Annotated in this window: 10 protein-coding genes; 7 read left to right on the forward strand and 3 right to left on the reverse strand. The window is 60.7% G+C overall.

The features are described from left to right. Positions 1-476 precede the first annotated feature (476 nt). The 3 genes from YY7_RS0119830 (at position 477) to YY7_RS0119840 (ending at position 6216) form a co-directional block, all read left to right on the forward strand. Positions 477-1349, forward strand: a complete 873-nt coding sequence (locus tag YY7_RS0119830) for a hypothetical protein (protein ID WP_035690474.1) — start codon at positions 477-479, stop codon at positions 1347-1349. Between the two features lie 65 nt (positions 1350-1414). Then, complete coding sequence (locus YY7_RS0119835) at positions 1415-3871, forward strand: glycosyltransferase (protein WP_028164735.1); 2457 nt, start codon at positions 1415-1417, stop codon at positions 3869-3871. After that, the gene (locus YY7_RS0119840) at positions 3868-6216 is read left to right on the forward strand and encodes a glycosyltransferase family 2 protein (protein ID WP_035690475.1); all 2349 of its coding nucleotides are present in this window, start codon (positions 3868-3870) and stop codon (positions 6214-6216) included. The genes YY7_RS0119835 and YY7_RS0119840 overlap by 4 nt, the downstream gene beginning before the upstream one ends. Positions 6217-6450: 234 nt before the next feature. Here the strand turns inward: YY7_RS0119840 and YY7_RS0119845 are convergent, their stop codons facing one another. After that, entirely contained in the window at positions 6451-7425 is a 975-nt protein-coding gene (locus YY7_RS0119845) for a Hint domain-containing protein (RefSeq protein WP_028164737.1), read from the reverse strand. Positions 7426-7604: 179 nt separating this feature from the next. Here YY7_RS0119845 and YY7_RS56665 point away from each other — a divergent pair, with 179 nt between their 5' ends. Both YY7_RS56665 and YY7_RS58285 read left to right on the forward strand, forming a co-directional pair. Beyond that, complete coding sequence (locus YY7_RS56665; protein ID WP_028164738.1) at positions 7605-8633, forward strand: helix-turn-helix domain-containing protein; 1029 nt, start codon at positions 7605-7607, stop codon at positions 8631-8633. Positions 8634-8945: 312 nt separating this feature from the next. Beyond that, a complete protein-coding gene (locus YY7_RS58285) occupies positions 8946-12329 on the forward strand; it encodes a tetratricopeptide repeat protein (RefSeq protein WP_080663784.1) in 3384 nt (1127 codons plus the stop codon). An 8-nt stretch (positions 12330-12337) separates the two neighbouring features. On the opposite strand, the gene rfbD is transcribed toward YY7_RS58285, so the two are convergent. Both rfbD and rfbC read right to left on the reverse strand, forming a co-directional pair. Continuing rightward, positions 12338-13252 (reverse strand): dTDP-4-dehydrorhamnose reductase, encoded by a 915-nt coding sequence (rfbD, locus tag YY7_RS0119880; RefSeq protein ID WP_028164742.1) that lies wholly within the window; start codon positions 13250-13252, stop codon positions 12338-12340. Beyond that, positions 13252-13806, reverse strand: coding sequence for a dTDP-4-dehydrorhamnose 3,5-epimerase (rfbC, locus tag YY7_RS0119885; RefSeq protein ID WP_028164743.1), 555 nt, complete (start codon positions 13804-13806; stop codon positions 13252-13254). Before rfbC ends, rfbD begins: the two co-directional genes overlap by 1 nt. Before the next feature lie 109 nt (positions 13807-13915). Here rfbC and rfbA point away from each other — a divergent pair, with 109 nt between their 5' ends. Continuing rightward, positions 13916-14791 carry a glucose-1-phosphate thymidylyltransferase RfbA gene (rfbA, locus tag YY7_RS0119890; protein ID WP_028164744.1) on the forward strand — a complete coding sequence of 292 codons (876 nt, stop codon included), beginning with the start codon at positions 13916-13918 and terminating at the stop codon, positions 14789-14791. Between the two features lie 25 nt (positions 14792-14816). Further along, positions 14817-15397 (forward strand): dTDP-glucose 4,6-dehydratase (locus YY7_RS0119895; protein ID WP_028164745.1); only part of this gene is annotated, 581 nt, incomplete at its 3' end.

Raw genomic sequence — 15397 nt, forward strand, 5'->3', positions numbered from 1 at the left:
CGCACTGCTGAGAGATGAAAACGACAGGCTCCGGCGGATGGTGGCATTATTGAGTGCAGAAACTGAGTATATCCGTCGCTCTCTCTCGTCATCAGTATCCACTCATTGGCGCTCGTCCTCACGCTTGAGGGCACTTCCTTGACTTGCCGTTGCTGACGGAGCACGTGTCTTGCTGTGGATAACCAGCTTCGCGCTTCGGCAAAGTCGAGTTGGCAGTCACATCATTCTCGCCTCAAGCGTCTTGGATGGCTCTCTCCGCTGCGTTTCGGCGCGCCGGGGTACGTCCGGCTGCAACACCCAAGACTGAAACGCGAAAGGACATGAATTGCGATCTGTGGTTGCATGGCCTGCTTAGCCGTTTGCCCGAAGTTTGTTGAGCTCGCGATATCAAACATGTCTAACTTTTGGGCGACGACATATGATATGCTCGCTAACAGAAGTAGATTACAATTGTTACGATTTGTTCGGGGGTGTTGATGAGCGACGCTGAGCAGCAAAAAGTGGTGAACCTCGACCGCGGACTGTTCTTCGTGAATTACAGGAGTGCGGAAGACTCCCTCTCTCCACCTCATGTTACGGTCGCACCGGCGCTGGGCCACGAAAGGCGGATGGAGATCGTCCTGCATCCTGACGCGACCGAGCCGACCCTTTGGGAGCCGAATTCCGGCTTGGTTGTCCGAGTCAACACGCCCGGCACTTTGCAGGTCCAAGTCCAGCCCATGCGACTTGGAGGATCGCAAGCCGCCGTGGTTCGCATCGAACCGATCCAATCCGGCCGAGCCCGCGTCGTCACGGCGCAAAGCGAAAGCCTGGGCTTGCATGCCAATGCCACGACGGAAGGCCTGAAGGTGCTTGGCCATGTGGCGGGTCGCGGCGACGTCACTGTCGGACCCAACGCATGGATTGCAGGTCCAACGGCACCGTCCCGCGTGGAAGGGGTGGCCCTGGAATGGCCGGAGAAGCCGGTCGGTCTTGATATCCGCTATGCGGTTCAGTTCGCCAACGGTCAGGCCGGGAGCGGCAGAATGGTCCCGCTCGGCGCCTACGCCGGTACACGCGGGCGGGCCCTGCCCATTACGGGCGTGGTCCTGGAAATGAGCGGCACCGACGAATTGGAGTTCGTCGCGGAGGCAGGGTTCCTGAACGCACCGACCTTGCGCGCAGTCGGCAAACGCGTGGTGCTGTCGGGTCCGACCAATCGCGAACCTCTGGTTGGCATTCGCATTGGCATCGAACGGATTGCAGCCGCGGAACAGGTCGCGGCGCCTGTGAAGCCGCGAAAGCCTGCCGGTTCGGGGCGGGTCCGTGTGTTCCGCAGCCGGCCGCGCCAAGAGAGTCCGGTTACCTGAAGCGATCCGGACACTCAGACTTCGGAGCGCCGGCAAGCGACCGCAATCGGTCAGGGCACGGTTAAATGGTTCTCGGCACCATCATTGGCGCCCCAGCGCTCGTCGGACCTCGCTCACATATCGCGCTCGAGCGCCTGGCGGCGCAGGCGCTAACCGCTCAGGACTTTATCGCAGCATTCAAATATGCGGATCGACGCTGCCGTATTGAACCGCCGCCGGCCGCCCATTGCTTCATTCTCCGCGCGGAGGCGAACTGGAAGCTGGGACGCGGCGAAGCGGCGCTTGCCGACCTCACCGAAGCGCTTCTTGTCGATCCTTCCGACGTCGGCGCCAACCGTCGAATGCTTGCCTGGGCCACTGACGATCGGCGGCGGGTCGCGGCTGCCAGTCTGATAAGCCGTGACGGCAATCCGGCGATCCTGCGAGCTGCCATCGCTGAGCTTCGGCGTGCCGGGAATCGGCACTGGGCCGCCTGTTCGGTGTTTGACAATCATGTGACAGGTTGGATCGCCTGGACCAAGGCGGGCACGATCGAAGCGAGCCTTGCAACCGAAGACGGCACGTTAACGAGCCTTCTCGAGCCCAATTCATTTCATCCCTTGGCCAGCAGGGACGTTCAGGCGACCGCCTTTCTCGTTAGGCGGCCACCATCCAGGACCCCTCAGACGCTGACATTGAAATTCGACGGCGAGATCTTCCAGATCCGGCGGCTCGCCCCCAACCAGTCTCCGCAGGCGCGGGTCCGAGCACACGCGCGTCCCTCCGCTCCGCCAAGGCCACGCACCTCCGCCCCCACCGTCATCGTTCCTGTCTATCGGGACGTCCAAGCAACGATCGACTGCTTTGAAAGCCTCGTTAAGGCAAGAGCTTCGCGAGCGTCAAGAAAAGAGCCGTTCCGCATTCTGGCCGTCGATGATGCCAGCCCCGAGGTGGAGTTGCGACGCTATCTCCAAGAGCTTGCTGCGGCCAACACGATCGACCTCGTTGTGAACGCGGTAAACCTTGGCTTCGTCGGAGCGATCAATCGTGCGCTGGAGGAGCTGCCGACGGGCGACGTCGTGTTGCTGAACTCCGACACCGTCGTAGCACCCGGCTTTGTTGATCGATTGGCGGCGGTGGCGCGTTCGGCACCGAATATCGGGACGGTCACGCCGCTTTCCAATAATGGCGATATCTTTTCGTTCCCGATGCCGAATGACGTCAATCCGATGCCGAGCTATGAGCAAATACTCGAGATCGATCGCATCGCGGGCATTACCGGCGCCGGCGATGCAATCGACGTCCCAAGCGGCATCGGGTTTTGTCTCTATATCACGCGCGCCTGTCTCGATGCCGTAGGCGGGCTGTCGGAAACGTTTGAGCGCGGCTATCTCGAAGATGTCGATCTCTGCCTTCGCGCGCGCGCCAACGGCTTTCGCAACGTTTGCGCGCCGTCGGTCTATGTCGGGCATCACGGCTCTAAATCCTTCCAGCACGAGAAGCGAAGCCTGGTGCTTCGCAACCTGGGCGTTCTGGACCAGCGATTCCCGAACCATCGGAACGAAAGCCGCGCGTTTGAGAGCGCCGATCCGCTACGACCAGCGCGCGCAGCACTCGAGCGCGCGCTGCCCTGGTCGTCAGAACCGTCCGTGCTGATCGTCGGCAATCAACGCTCCTGCGCAGCCATAGCTGAGGAGCGAGCGCGCCACCTCCGGCAGCATGGCGAGCGCGTGCTTCTGCTCTTGCGAGAGCGCGATGTCTTCCATCTCAAGGCCGCGGACGGCACGAGCCCGCAATCGATTCATTTGAGGCTCGGCACGGAAACGGACATCGCCGACGCCGCCGAGCTCTTTAGACGGCTGCATGCAAAACGCGTCGACATCGTCGAGCCGAATCCGTTGCTGGAACTGATCGATCTGATGCGGGCACTCAACCTTCCGCTCAATTTCTGGTTGGTGAGAGGAAACCTTGGCGAAGCGGCCGTCTCGCTTCCCGGCGGGACGCCCCTCCTCGTTCCCAGCAAAGCGGCCAAGGCTTTTGCCCAGGCTCGGTGGCCCAAACGCAACATTGTCCTCCAGGATTGGCCAACTCCCTCGCTCGACCTGCCGCCGTTTTCCGGCTCGCGAAAATCGCTTGTGATCGTTCCCTCTGCGCCCTCGCCCGTATCCTTGCGCATCATGCGGAGCCTGGCGGATTGCCTGCAACGGCGGAAACCATCCCGATCGATCGTTATCGCTGGCACGACCTATGACGACGATCGCCTGATGTCGTATCCAAATGTCTTCATAACCGGCGCGGTTGCAGCCGGCGAGCTTGGCGATGTTCTGGCACCGCATGATCCGGGCTGGCTGCTCACCGATTTCGAAGAACCAATATTCGGCCATCCGCTGATTGAGACTGCAAAGCAAGCTTTAAGACCTGTCGCATATCGCGACTGGTCGGGCGGATCGCCCTGCCCGCGCAAAGGTGACCTTGCCCTTCCTGCCAATGTAGACGAGGCAGGACTTGTCGATGCGGTAGTCGATTGGGTCGAACACTCATGAGCATCGCGCGCGTCATCCACACCGCACCGGCGGCCAAACCGAAACTGATCAGCCGGCTCGCGCTCGCTCACGACGGTACTGTGTCGGGCTTCGTGTTCGATCCCGAGGCTCCCGAGCGCCGCTTCACCGTCGATATCCTGCTCGATGGTCTGGTCCTGAGAACGACCTACGCCGATTCCCTCGTCCCGGAGCTCTTTGAGCAAGGACTGGATGGCGCTTACGGATTCGCGGTGACACTCGAACCGGACCTGCTGCGCGCCGCGAGCGTCCTTGAGGCACGCCTCGCCAATCTTGGAACTTCCATCGGCCATCCCATCGACCTGGAGAATGACAGCGCACTTGTCGATCTTCGACCGACCAGCGAATTGCGCTGGCTGGGTGGTTTGCATTTCGAAGGCTGGATCGACAGCGAAATCGTCGCCCCCCTTGAAGCGATCGTCGATGGAGAAACCGTCGCACAGGTCCGCGCGACGGCCTGGACGCACATCGGCGACAATGCCAATGGGCAAGGATCCCGCAACGCCCGCGCTTTCGATTTCCATGTCCCGCAGCGCTTGGCCGACGGACGTGTCCATAGGATTGGATTGCGCAAAGAGGACGGCGAGCAGGTCCCGGCAACGGCAGTCTTTGTCGCGTTTCCCGATGGCCTTGCCAGAATGATTGACGCGATCGGAGGGCACGGAGCCGAGCGCCTCCGCGGCAAATTATACGATCAGCTCATTCCGGCCTCGCTTCCCCTCGCCGACTATGCGAATTGGCGCGATCGCTTCCCGTTGCCAGAACCGCAGACGAGCCGGCTTCAACTGGCTGTCGTCATCGCCGGCACCGACGGAACTCAGCAAACGCTCTCCACCCTGGAAACGCAGAGCCACGAAAACTGGACCGCAGGCGTGATCGACGGTCAGCCGCTTTGCATCGACAGTGACGCCCTCCTGGAGTTTCTCGAAGACGCCGCATCCGATGCGCAACACGTCGTCGTCACCATGGCGGGCATGTCGCTCGAACCGAACGCGCTGGCTCGCATCGCAGCCGCATTCGACGCCTATCCGGATGCTACGGCCGTGTACGGCGATCTTGACTTCCTCGCCGGCGATGGCCGGCTGTGGCCGCTTGCGTTTCCGGCGTTCGACTACGAGAGGATGCTCGAGCAAGGGTATTGTGCGCACCTGTTCGCGGTCCGACGAGAAGCGCTGCTTGCCGGGCTTGAGGCTCGTCCCGACAATCTCTATCGACTTTTCAACTGCCTGCTCGACCATACCGATCCACGACAGGCGAACATCCTGCACTTGCCGGGAGCCTTGGCGACGCTACCGAAATTCAATCGGGTGAATGCCGCCTCTCGGCTTTCAGCCGCGAGCCACGTGCATCTGCGCGCGCGCGGCATCGGGGCGGAGGTGAGCCAGCAGCAAGGCAATCTCTTCCCCGCGGTCCGAATCAAACGGTCGATCGCGCACGAGCGGGCGACCGTGATCATCCCGACCCGCGACCGCCTCTCGTTGTTGCGCACCTGCCTTGACAGCATTGCGCCGGCGGTCGAGCGCTGCCGTGCCGATATCCTCGTCGTCGACAATGATAGCGCCGACCCGGAGACGATCGACTATTTCGCAGATCTGCGCCGACGCGGTATCCGGACTTTGCGGATTGAGGGGCCGTTCAACTTCGCACGGCTCAACAATCAAGCTGCCACGATGCTCGACAGTGACGTCTTATGTCTGCTCAACAACGATATCGAGGCAAGCTCGGACGACTGGCTTGAGGAGATGCTGACGCGGCTGGCCGAACCGAACGTCGGTGCCGTCGGCGCGCTCTTAACCTGGCCCGGCGGCGTTGTGCAGCATGGCGGCGTCGTCTTGGGAATGAACTTCGCGGCGACCCACGCATACACCGACAGATTTGGCGATGATCCCGGTTTTGTTGATCAGCTACTCGTCGCGCACGAATGCAGTGCGCTAACCGCGGCCTGCCTCGTGACCCGACGAAACGACTATCTTGCCGTCGGCGGAATGGACGAAGCTCGCTTCGCGGTCGCATTCAACGATGTCGACTATTGTCTCCGCCTGCGCCAAACCGGAAAGCGCATTGTCTTCACGCCGCACGCGAAGCTGGTCCACGCGGAATCCGCCAGCCGAGGCAAGGACGATCGGGCGGACCGCCGAGACCGGTTCGAGCGTGAGCTCAGTCTGCTTCGCGCGCGCTGGGGCGAGTTGCTCAATGACGACCCGACCTACAATCCGCAGCTCTCACGCGATGGAATCCCCTATAGCGGCCTGGCTTGGCCCCCGGGACCGCGCGACCCCAGGTTCAACAATCTTCCTCCTGCACGCGACATACCGCCAGGATTTTAGCGGCATCGCAGGCCACAGCATCAAGTTCGCCCTAGAGCGCGATGACTTTTCTTATCGTCATCCCGCTCTAGCTCTTGGTTTGAGCGTGATCTTTTTCGGAAAACCGGTCTCCACTTTTCCGGATCACGCTCTAACCGCCGCCCCGACGACGTCGGCGAAAGGATATCGCCCTTTGCACGGACGGGTCGGACGGCGGCCGTCTTGTCTCGATCAACGTTGAGGCTTCAACAAATCCTACGCCACCTCGACGGCAGTTTGGCTGGCGCCGATCGCTTGCACCCGGGCGGCAAGCATAGTGCGCGTCCGAACGGGCACCTGACGCTGCGACTTCGCGCGCGGGTATGGCAACTCTCTGACCGATTTACCGTTTGGATAAAGGGCTTCGTGCTCCGCCCAATTGTCGAAATGCAACCGCTCGATGTTGTCGACGAACGTCTCGGCTGGCGTGCTCTCGGCGAGAATCAACGAGTGATCCTCGACCTCCACATGATAATAGGCGAAGGTCGTCGGTACATTGTGCTCTCGGACGATGGACGTGCCGTTGACTAGCGCGCTCGCCTGAATCAGAGCACCATCGACGAGGACCGCATGGTCCGGCGAAATCAGGAGATCCCGGGAGGGCACGCCCTCAGCCAGTGCGCCGGCCTTGATGCGGATCGGCAGGACGCGCATCTTGTCGGCGAACCTCGTCGAAACCGTCTGAATGCCGAGCCAGTCGACCGTCGCCACTCCACCATCCTGAGTTAAGACCTGGTCACCGCGCGTCAAAGTCTCGACAGGTACTTCGCCAGCCGGCGTGCCAATCAGAGTACCGGCCATGAAGCAGATGGTCGTACTGCCGCTGGTAATGGTCACATCACCGTTATGCCCGTTCAGCTTGCCCGAATACTGGGTGTCGGTCAAAAAAAACGAACGTCCATCGCCGTCCAGGATGATAATCCCGCTGATCGTGTTGCCGTGATCCTGAACGGTCGCTGCGCCAACGAAAGTGTATTTTCCCGTCTCAAGATCACCCAAATCAGCGCCAATCTTCGCGACCTTGATCTTGTCGCCGGCAAAGATCTCACCGCCGTTCGGATCTTTGACCTTCACGCCGCCTGCCACGTAATCCACAAAATCGGTCTTCGGATTGGCATCGTCAATTCGGTAGCTCGCCTTACCGCCGTAGGCCAATGCATAGGCGTAGTGAAACGTCTCGCTAGTCGCCATCGAACCCCTCACTCTGAATGTTATGGATAAGTTAACATTATAAAGACACGTTAGCGTTCCGATAACCTTTGCGCAATCCGGAAAGGGGCCGCTGAGACGGTTCGGCAAAATATTGCGATAATCTGCAAATTCGCTTATCGATCATCACTGATAATATCAGCATTGAAAGATAATTGGGAATGATGATTAGATCGTACCGGTGGAAGCCAGCCGGTGATCAGGAAGAAGCGCAGACATGGCTCGCCACCTACCATCCCATTTATCTAAGTAATAAAGTCCCCCTCCTCGGCCCCGGAGGATCGCAAGAGATTTGGGCCGGTCGAATCTTTGTGCTTAGCCAGACTAGCTGCGCGCATGCCGAGCTGGTCCGGGGGGCAACGGCGGTCTCAGGCCGCGCAGTCGATCACTTCGCCCTCCAAGTCGTGATGGGCGGCTTTGTTGAAATGCATCATCATGGAGGCACGGTGACTGCCCGCGCCGGGGATTTGCTTTTGTTGGACCTTCAGGCGCCGGTTCGGCTCATCCGCGGCACCGATAACGGTCCCAGTGCTGACCTGACGCTCTGGATACCGCGAGCGAGCCTGCCGGCGAAGTTCGCGGATCTGACCGCCAGACATGGCACGCTGGCCAAGGCAGCCGCCCCGGGCGCCTCCGTGGTCTCCGCAGCCTTGCAGGCCATGCTTGCACAGGTCCACCTTGTCACTGCCGCGGAGATGGATGAAATCGCGTCGGGCATTGCGTTGCTGGCGGTACAGATACTGACCTTGGAGGCGAGACGCAATTCAGCCGTTGAGCCTTCGGATTCGCTGCCTCTCGACAGCTTTGTCATCATCAGTCGCTACATTGAGAATCATCTTGCGGCGAAGGACCTGAGCGCCGACAGTCTGGTCAAGACGTTCGGCCTATCCCGAGCCTCTTTATATCGTCTCTTTGAACCAACTGGCGGTGTTGCATCCTACATCCGCGCACGCCGCCTCGCCCGCGTTCAACAGGAGATCACGGCTGGGGGACTCGGCAACAGACGGATAGCCCCGATCGCCTACGGCTACGGATTTCGTAGCATTCCCGCATTCAATCGGGCCTTTAAGAGCACGTACGGCCAAACGCCCCGCGAGGCGCTCACGGCGAAACGATCAAGCTTACCCTCCCCCGCTGGTTCGTCTCACGCGTTGGGACAACTTGCGCAATGGCTCTTGGACGTTTCGTGACAATCTTGCCGCGATAAATCCGGCCGTTGACAATTCCTCTTTGCGGGACGACGACTGCAGCAATAGCCCGCGCAACCGATGTCGGTTCATCTACGCCGGCGGTTAATGAATTGCGTCGCCCTCCACGATTAAGCCGTCTTTTTGAGCTGCTTTTAACAAACGGTCGTTGTTGTTTTAGCCGCCCGATCGTAGGCATGCACCCGTCGTTTAGCTGATTATCTGTCGCTTTTCTGTCATGTTTGATCTTGAAGACCGTTTCGCTTGGCTGATGCGCTCGATCTGTCCAATTCAAACGCTGGAGTCACACCCAGCATGAATGACGGACAGCCGGCAAAAATGCTTATCGAGCAAGGCCGGCGAATTCGAGCGACGGGCGATCGCACAGCTTCACTCGCCGCATTCCTCAGGGCGACGGAGAGCGACCCTTCCAACGTCATTGCAACCGTTGAAAGCGGCTATGATCACCTGCATCTGGCACAGATCCCTCAGGCACGCTCCATGTTCGAGCGCTCGCTCGCGCTGGATCCAGATAACAAGCCGGCCTTGATCGGCCTCGGTCATACCCTGCGACATCTGCGGGAGTTCGAAGGTGCCGCGCAATCGTTCCAGCGAGTCCTGCAACTTGAGCCTGGCCATGCCGGTGCCAACGAAGGACTGGGCTATGCGCTGAAATCCTTGGGCAGGAACGAGGATGCGCTCGCAGCATTCCAGGCTGCAGCCCGCGCCAATCCGAGAGACATCAGACCACATATTGAAGTTGCGCACATGCTGCGCGATCTCGGCCAGAACAAGGAGGCCGTCACCGCGCTGCGTGATATAGTCGCGCAAGACCCCAATAACACTGCCCATCTGTTGACGCTTGCGCGTTTGTTGCGGCAAACTGGCGCGGCAGTCGAAGCACTCGACACTTTCCGAAAGCTTGCGGAACTCGATTCCGCCAATCTCGGCTTCAGAATCGAGCTTGGGCATCTTCTTCGTGAAACCGACCTCATCGACGAGGCGCGGGACGTCCTTGAAAAGGTTCTGCAGGAGGCGCCTCTCAATATCAGCGCGCTGAATGCTCTCGGGTGGACGCACCGCAAGGCAAATTCTCTTGAAGCTGCCCAGGTCTGCTTCGAGAAAATTCTTGAGATCGAACCAACCAACGTCGGAGCTTTGCACGCGCTCGGTCTCGTCGAACGGCAGCGCGGCGGCCATGAAAATGCGCTCGTGCTGTTTACTCGCGCGAAGGAAGTCAGCCCAAAGGCCTTCCATATTCGCCTCGAGGTTTGTCACTGCCTTCAGAACTTGAAACGCTTCGGCGATGCCATCGACGAATTCAGAGAGGTTCTGCGCGAGTGGCCCCGAAGCCGCGAAGCTCATCTTGGCCTCGGTTATGCCATGCGCGCTTCCGGCAAGGTCGAGCAGGCCCTGGACGCGTTCGACGAAGCCGCCCGCGATGATCCCTCCCACCCAAACGGCTTGATCGAAGCGGGACATACTCTGCTCCGTCTTGGTCGACCAGCCGAGGCCGAGCAGCGGTTTCGCGGCGCGCTCGATCGATCGCCAGGCAACGCGGCCGCGTTGGTCGGTCTGAGCTATGCCCTCCGCCGCCTTAGGCGCGCCGGCGAGGCGGAAGAAGCTTTACGTCAAGCTCTTCGCCGGGAGCCTGGCAATCACGGTGCGCGTATCGCGCTGGCGCACCTTTTGGAGGCTGGATACCGCCTCGAAGAAGCCGCCGAACTTTTGCTAGAACTCATCTCCAGACAGCCGGAGCATGCCGACGGTCTCGCCGCGCTGGGCAATATCCGTCGGCGTCAGGGCGATCGCGAGCAGGCTTTGGCGTTTTTCCGCCGAGCTTCGAAGGCGGATCCGACGAATATATCTCGCCTGACCGACATCGCGATCGAGCTTCGCGACGTCGGGCGGTTTGAAGACGCCGAAATGCTGCTCGATAAAGTCCTCGCCGTCAGCCGGGCCGATGCGCGGGCATTGCTGCAGCGCGGGCAACTGCTGCGTCGCCAGGAACGCCGATCTGAGGCTCTTGCCGCCTTTTCGGAGTTGCTGAGGCTTGACCCAAACAGTGCGCAGGCGATGGTCGAAGCTGCCGCCGAAGAGCGTGCCCTCGGCCGCCCGCACGTGGCCAGGCAAGGGCTGGAAAAGGCATTGGATATCGAAGTCGATCACCTCGACGCGCTGCTTGCTCTGGCCGACATCGCCTCGCAGAGTGACGATGCCGATACGGCGCTTGCGCTGTATCGGCGGGCTGGCAAGTCGCATCCGACAAGCGTCTGGGCTCGGCTGGGCGAAGCGCGCGTCTGCTTTGAGCTTGGCGAGCGCGATCGGGCGTTCCAGGTCGTGACGGCGGCGCGCGAGTGCCTTGGCCCTCACCCTGAAATTGCGGGCGTCGAGGTTGAGTTTCTCAGGCATATGCGCGACTGGACGAGGGCTCAGGAAGTGCTCGATGAGGCGCTCGCCGACGCATCGCGGCCGAATTTCTGGTTGTGGTCCCACAAAGTGCAGATTGCGACGATGACCGGCCAGTACGACGCTGCCGCGCGTCTCCTGCAACAGGCGCCGGCATCGGACACGGTCGCTGAGGCCCGCGTGGCCCTGCTCGGCGGACAGCTTGCCGAGGCGCAGTTCCGCTACGAAGAGGCGATTTCGCTTTACCAGCAGTCGATCCGTTTGAATTCCGGAGATGCCTGGTCGCACTTCGAGCTCGCCCGCGCCGCCCTCATGAATCTCGACGTCGATGTCGCCCGTGCCGCGCTCGGCGCCTTCATCCAAGTCAGCCAATCGTCATTGTTGCTGCGCGGGCAGTCGCTCAGCCCATCGCAGAACCATGTCGGCCAGCTGCTCGATGAATTTCTGCTCGATAGTGAGGCTCTGGCGACGCTGCGCCGCATCCGCCTTCGTCCGCCCGATTCGCAATTCGAACCGTTGAGCGAATTGATCAGGCAACACCCGGACTATACGCCCGCAGCGCTCATCGCCGCGATCGCGCTGCGCCAGACCGGCCAGTTTCAGCAGGAAGCAACTGTCCAAAGCTCCCTGAAACGTACCATTCCCTCTACGATCGCGCAGTTCTGGGATGTTACGCCCCCGGAGGATGTCCGCGACCTAATGAAGTCATGGCAAGAGCTTCATCCGACGTATCAGTGGACATGTTTTGACGACCAGAAGGCGGTTGCGTTCCTGAACGAACATTACGGACGCGAGATCGTAGACGCCTATTTTCGCGCGCCACTCCCTGCACAAAAGGCGGACATCTTCCGTCTGGCATTCCTGGTTGCTCGTGGCGGAATCTATGCCGACGCGGACGATCGTTGTCTGATGCCGGTCGACAGCTTCATTCGACCCGATGCGACGCTGGTTGTTCATCAGGAAAATTACGGTTCCATCGGCAACAACTTCATCGCGGCAACGCCCGAGCATCCGGTGCTGGCTCGGGCGCTGGAGCTTGCTGCGGCGGCTATACGCCGCGGTGATCGCGACCTCATCTGGCTATCGACCGGTCCCGGACTGTTGACTCGTGCGTTTGCTCAAGAGTGGGCGGCGCAGCGGCCGGTAGGCCTACTCCGAAGAACGCAGGTGATGAACCTCGGAGAGCTGCAGCGCTCGGTCGGAATCCACTGCCCGGTCCGCTACAAGTCGACCGAACTGCACTGGAGCCGATCGGCCTTCGCACAGAAGGCCCTCCGCCGGCGAGGGTAAATCAGTCGTCAGCGGCTCGCCGGTGCTTGTAGCATGACCGCGAACTCCTCGAGCTCCGCTGTCAAGGCATCCTGCCAGGCCGGCGTGGTCACTCCGAACTGATCTTTCAGGCGCGACAGATCGAGCCGAGAATTGCCGGGCCGCTTGGCCTTGGTCGGGAAATCGGCGGTCGCGATCGGAACGATGGTCTCCACGGCGAGCTCCACACCGCGCGACTTCAGGCCGGCGACGATGGCGCTCGCGAAGCCATGCCAACTGGTCTCGCCGGTGCAGACAAGGTTAACCACACCACTGTTGCGCACAAGGAGCCCGTTCAAGTCCGAAAGGTTTGGCAGCACGATGCCGGCGATCGCGTCGGCAATCGCGCTCGCCGACGTCGGGGCGCCGATCTGGTCGGCGACGATGCGCAGCTCTTTGCGCTCGCCGGCCAGCCGCGCGATCGTACGCAGGAAGTTGGCTCCCTTGGCGGCATAGACCCAGGACGTGCGCGCGATCAGATGCGGCCCGCCGGCCGACTGGATCGCCGCGTCGCCGGCCAGCTTGCTGGCGCCATAGACCGAGAGCGGGTTCGTGGGGCTGTCCTCGCGCCACGGCTTGTCGCCAGAGCCGTCGAAGACATAGTCGGTGGAGAAATGCACCAGCGGCACGCGATGCTGTGTCGCCCATTTCGCAATCATCTCCGGCGCCTTGGCATTGACGAGGAAGGCGAGTTCGCGTTCGTCTTCGGCGCGATCCACTGCGGTATAGGCCGCAGGGTTGATGATGAGATCTGGTCGGAAACTGCCGAGCCTCTCAGCGAGCGTCTCAGGCTTAGATAGATCAAACTCCGCGCGGGGCGGCGCGATGGTCGTGCCATGCTTCGCCAGCAACGGCAGCAATGCGCCGCCCACCTGGCCGTTGGTGCCCGTCAACAAGATCCGCATCAGATTTGCCCATAGACTGGAAGGTTTTTGACGTCGGCTAACAGCGGTGCCACCGCGTCCTTGGCCGACAAAGACGGCTTTTCGACGCCCCAGTTGATGCCGATCGCGGGATCGTCCCAGCGGATCGAGACCTCATCCTTGGGACTGTAAAGATCGTCGCATTTGTAGAAAAAATCGGCGGTTTCGGAGAGAACGACAAAGCCGTGCGCGAAGCCACGGGGGACCCAGAGTTGTCGCCTGTTCTCTTCGCTCAATTCGACGGCAACATGGCGTCCAAAATTCGGGCTGCCGACCCGCACGTCGACGGCGACATCCAGCACCTTGCCGCGCAGCGCGGTGACCAGTTTGCCCTGCGTAACCGGATTCTGCAGATGCAGCCCGCGCAGCACGCCAAAGCTCGAGCGTGACATGTTGTCCTGCACGAAAGGCCGCGCGATCCCGTGCTCCGCGTAACGGAAGGACTGATAAGTTTCGAGGAAAAAGCCGCGCTGATCGCCGAACAGCTTGGGTTCGATGATGAGGACTTCAGGAAGCTCGGTCTGGATGACATTCATTTTACAACACTTCGAAATTGCTGGCTCACGATGCTATCACTGCATTGATAACAACCTTGTGCACTTCACATTATATGTTATGTTTTGTGATGGCAAAACGTGAGGGGCTATGAAGGGCATTATCCTCGCCGGCGGGACGGGCTCACGCCTTTACCCAGTGACGACGGTCGTATCAAAGCAGCTTCTGCCCGTCTTCGACAAGCCGATGATCTATTATCCGCTGTCGACGCTGATGTTGGGCGGAATTCGGGACATTTTGATCATTTCGACGCCGCAAGACAAGCCGCTGTTTCAGCGGCTGCTCGGTGACGGCGACGAGATCGGCTTGCGCTTCGCCTATGCCACGCAGGAGACGCCCCGTGGGCTTGCGGACGCATTCATCGTAGGCCGCGACTTCATAGGCTCGGACTCGGTCGCGCTTGTGTTAGGCGATAACATTTTCTACGGGCACGGATTGCCGGAGATGCTGTCTGCCGCTTCGTCCCGCAACCAGGGCGCGACCGTGTTCGGCTATATCGTCAATACGCCCGAGCAATACGGGGTGGTTGAGCTCGATCACACCGGCCGCGCGCTCTCGATCGAAGAGAAGCCGAAACAGCCGAAGTCGAACGTAGCCGTCACTGGGCTATACTTTTATGACAACGACGTCGTCGAGATCGCGGCTCGGATCAAGCCGTCGGCCCGCGGCGAGATCGAGATCACCGACGTCAATAACGCCTATCTCGAGCGCGGTGATCTCTATGTCGAGGTGCTCGGCCGCGGCTTTGCCTGGCTCGATACCGGTACGCATTCCTCGCTGGTCGAGGCGAGCCATTTCGTCCAGATCCTTGAGCAACGCCAGGGTTTGCGCATCGCCTGCCCCGAAGAGATCGCGCTGCGCCAGGGTTATATCTCGCTTCAATCGTTCGAGAAGGTCGCCGAGAAGACCGCGAAAAGCAGCTACGGCGAGTATCTGAAGTCCGTTGCCCGCTCGTATCAGGGCTGATTCCACTGCATGGAGGCGATAGATCATGCGCTTTAAGGGCTCGACTATTTTTGTCACCGGCGGCGCCGGCTTCATTGGTTCAGCCGTGGTGCGTCATCTCCTGCGCGACAGTCACGCCCGCGTGGTCAACATCGACAAGCTCACCTATGCCGCCAATCTCGACTCGCTGCCGGCAGCGAAAGAGAACCTGAACTACGCCTTCGAGAAGCAATGCATTTGCGATGGCGCCGGGCTCCGCCGCCTGTTCGAGAAATACCAGCCCGACGCGGTGATGAACCTCGCCGCCGAGAGCCATGTCGACCGCTCGATCGATGGCCCCGGCGAATTCATCCAGACCAACATCGTCGGCACCTTCACCATCCTGCAGGAAGCGCTGCGCCATTGGCGCACGCTCTCGCCCGAGAAGCGTGAGCAATTCCGCTTCCTCCACATCTCGACCGACGAGGTGTTCGGCTCGCTCGGCGACGANGGCTTCTTCACGGAAACCACGGCNTATTCGCCAAACTCGCCCTACTCCGCGAGCAAAGCCTCCTCCGACCATCTGGTGCGCGCCTGGCGCGAGACCTACGATTTGCCGACGCTGGTCACCAACTGCTCGAACAATTA

Origin of the sequence: Bradyrhizobium elkanii WSM2783 (genome assembly GCF_000472865.1) — a bacterium.
Taxonomy (GTDB): domain Bacteria; phylum Pseudomonadota; class Alphaproteobacteria; order Rhizobiales; family Xanthobacteraceae; genus Bradyrhizobium; species Bradyrhizobium elkanii_A.

Excerpts from the sequence above, each read along its gene's own strand:
- YY7_RS0119845 (WP_028164737.1), bottom strand. The coding sequence starts at position 7,425 with ATGGCGACTAGCGAGACGTTTCACTACGCCTATGCATTGGCCTACGGC.
- YY7_RS56665 (WP_028164738.1), top strand. The coding sequence starts at position 7,605 with ATGATGATTAGATCGTACCGGTGGAAGCCAGCCGGTGATCAGGAAGAA.
- YY7_RS58285 (WP_080663784.1), top strand. The coding sequence starts at position 8,946 with ATGAATGACGGACAGCCGGCAAAAATGCTTATCGAGCAAGGCCGGCGA.
- rfbD (WP_028164742.1), bottom strand. The coding sequence starts at position 13,252 with ATGCGGATCTTGTTGACGGGCACCAACGGCCAGGTGGGCGGCGCATTG.
- YY7_RS0119835 (WP_028164735.1), top strand. The coding sequence starts at position 1,415 with ATGGTTCTCGGCACCATCATTGGCGCCCCAGCGCTCGTCGGACCTCGC.
- rfbC (WP_028164743.1), bottom strand. The coding sequence starts at position 13,806 with ATGAATGTCATCCAGACCGAGCTTCCTGAAGTCCTCATCATCGAACCC.
- YY7_RS0119830 (WP_035690474.1), top strand. The coding sequence starts at position 477 with ATGAGCGACGCTGAGCAGCAAAAAGTGGTGAACCTCGACCGCGGACTG.
- rfbA (WP_028164744.1), top strand. The coding sequence starts at position 13,916 with ATGAAGGGCATTATCCTCGCCGGCGGGACGGGCTCACGCCTTTACCCA.
- YY7_RS0119840 (WP_035690475.1), top strand. The coding sequence starts at position 3,868 with ATGAGCATCGCGCGCGTCATCCACACCGCACCGGCGGCCAAACCGAAA.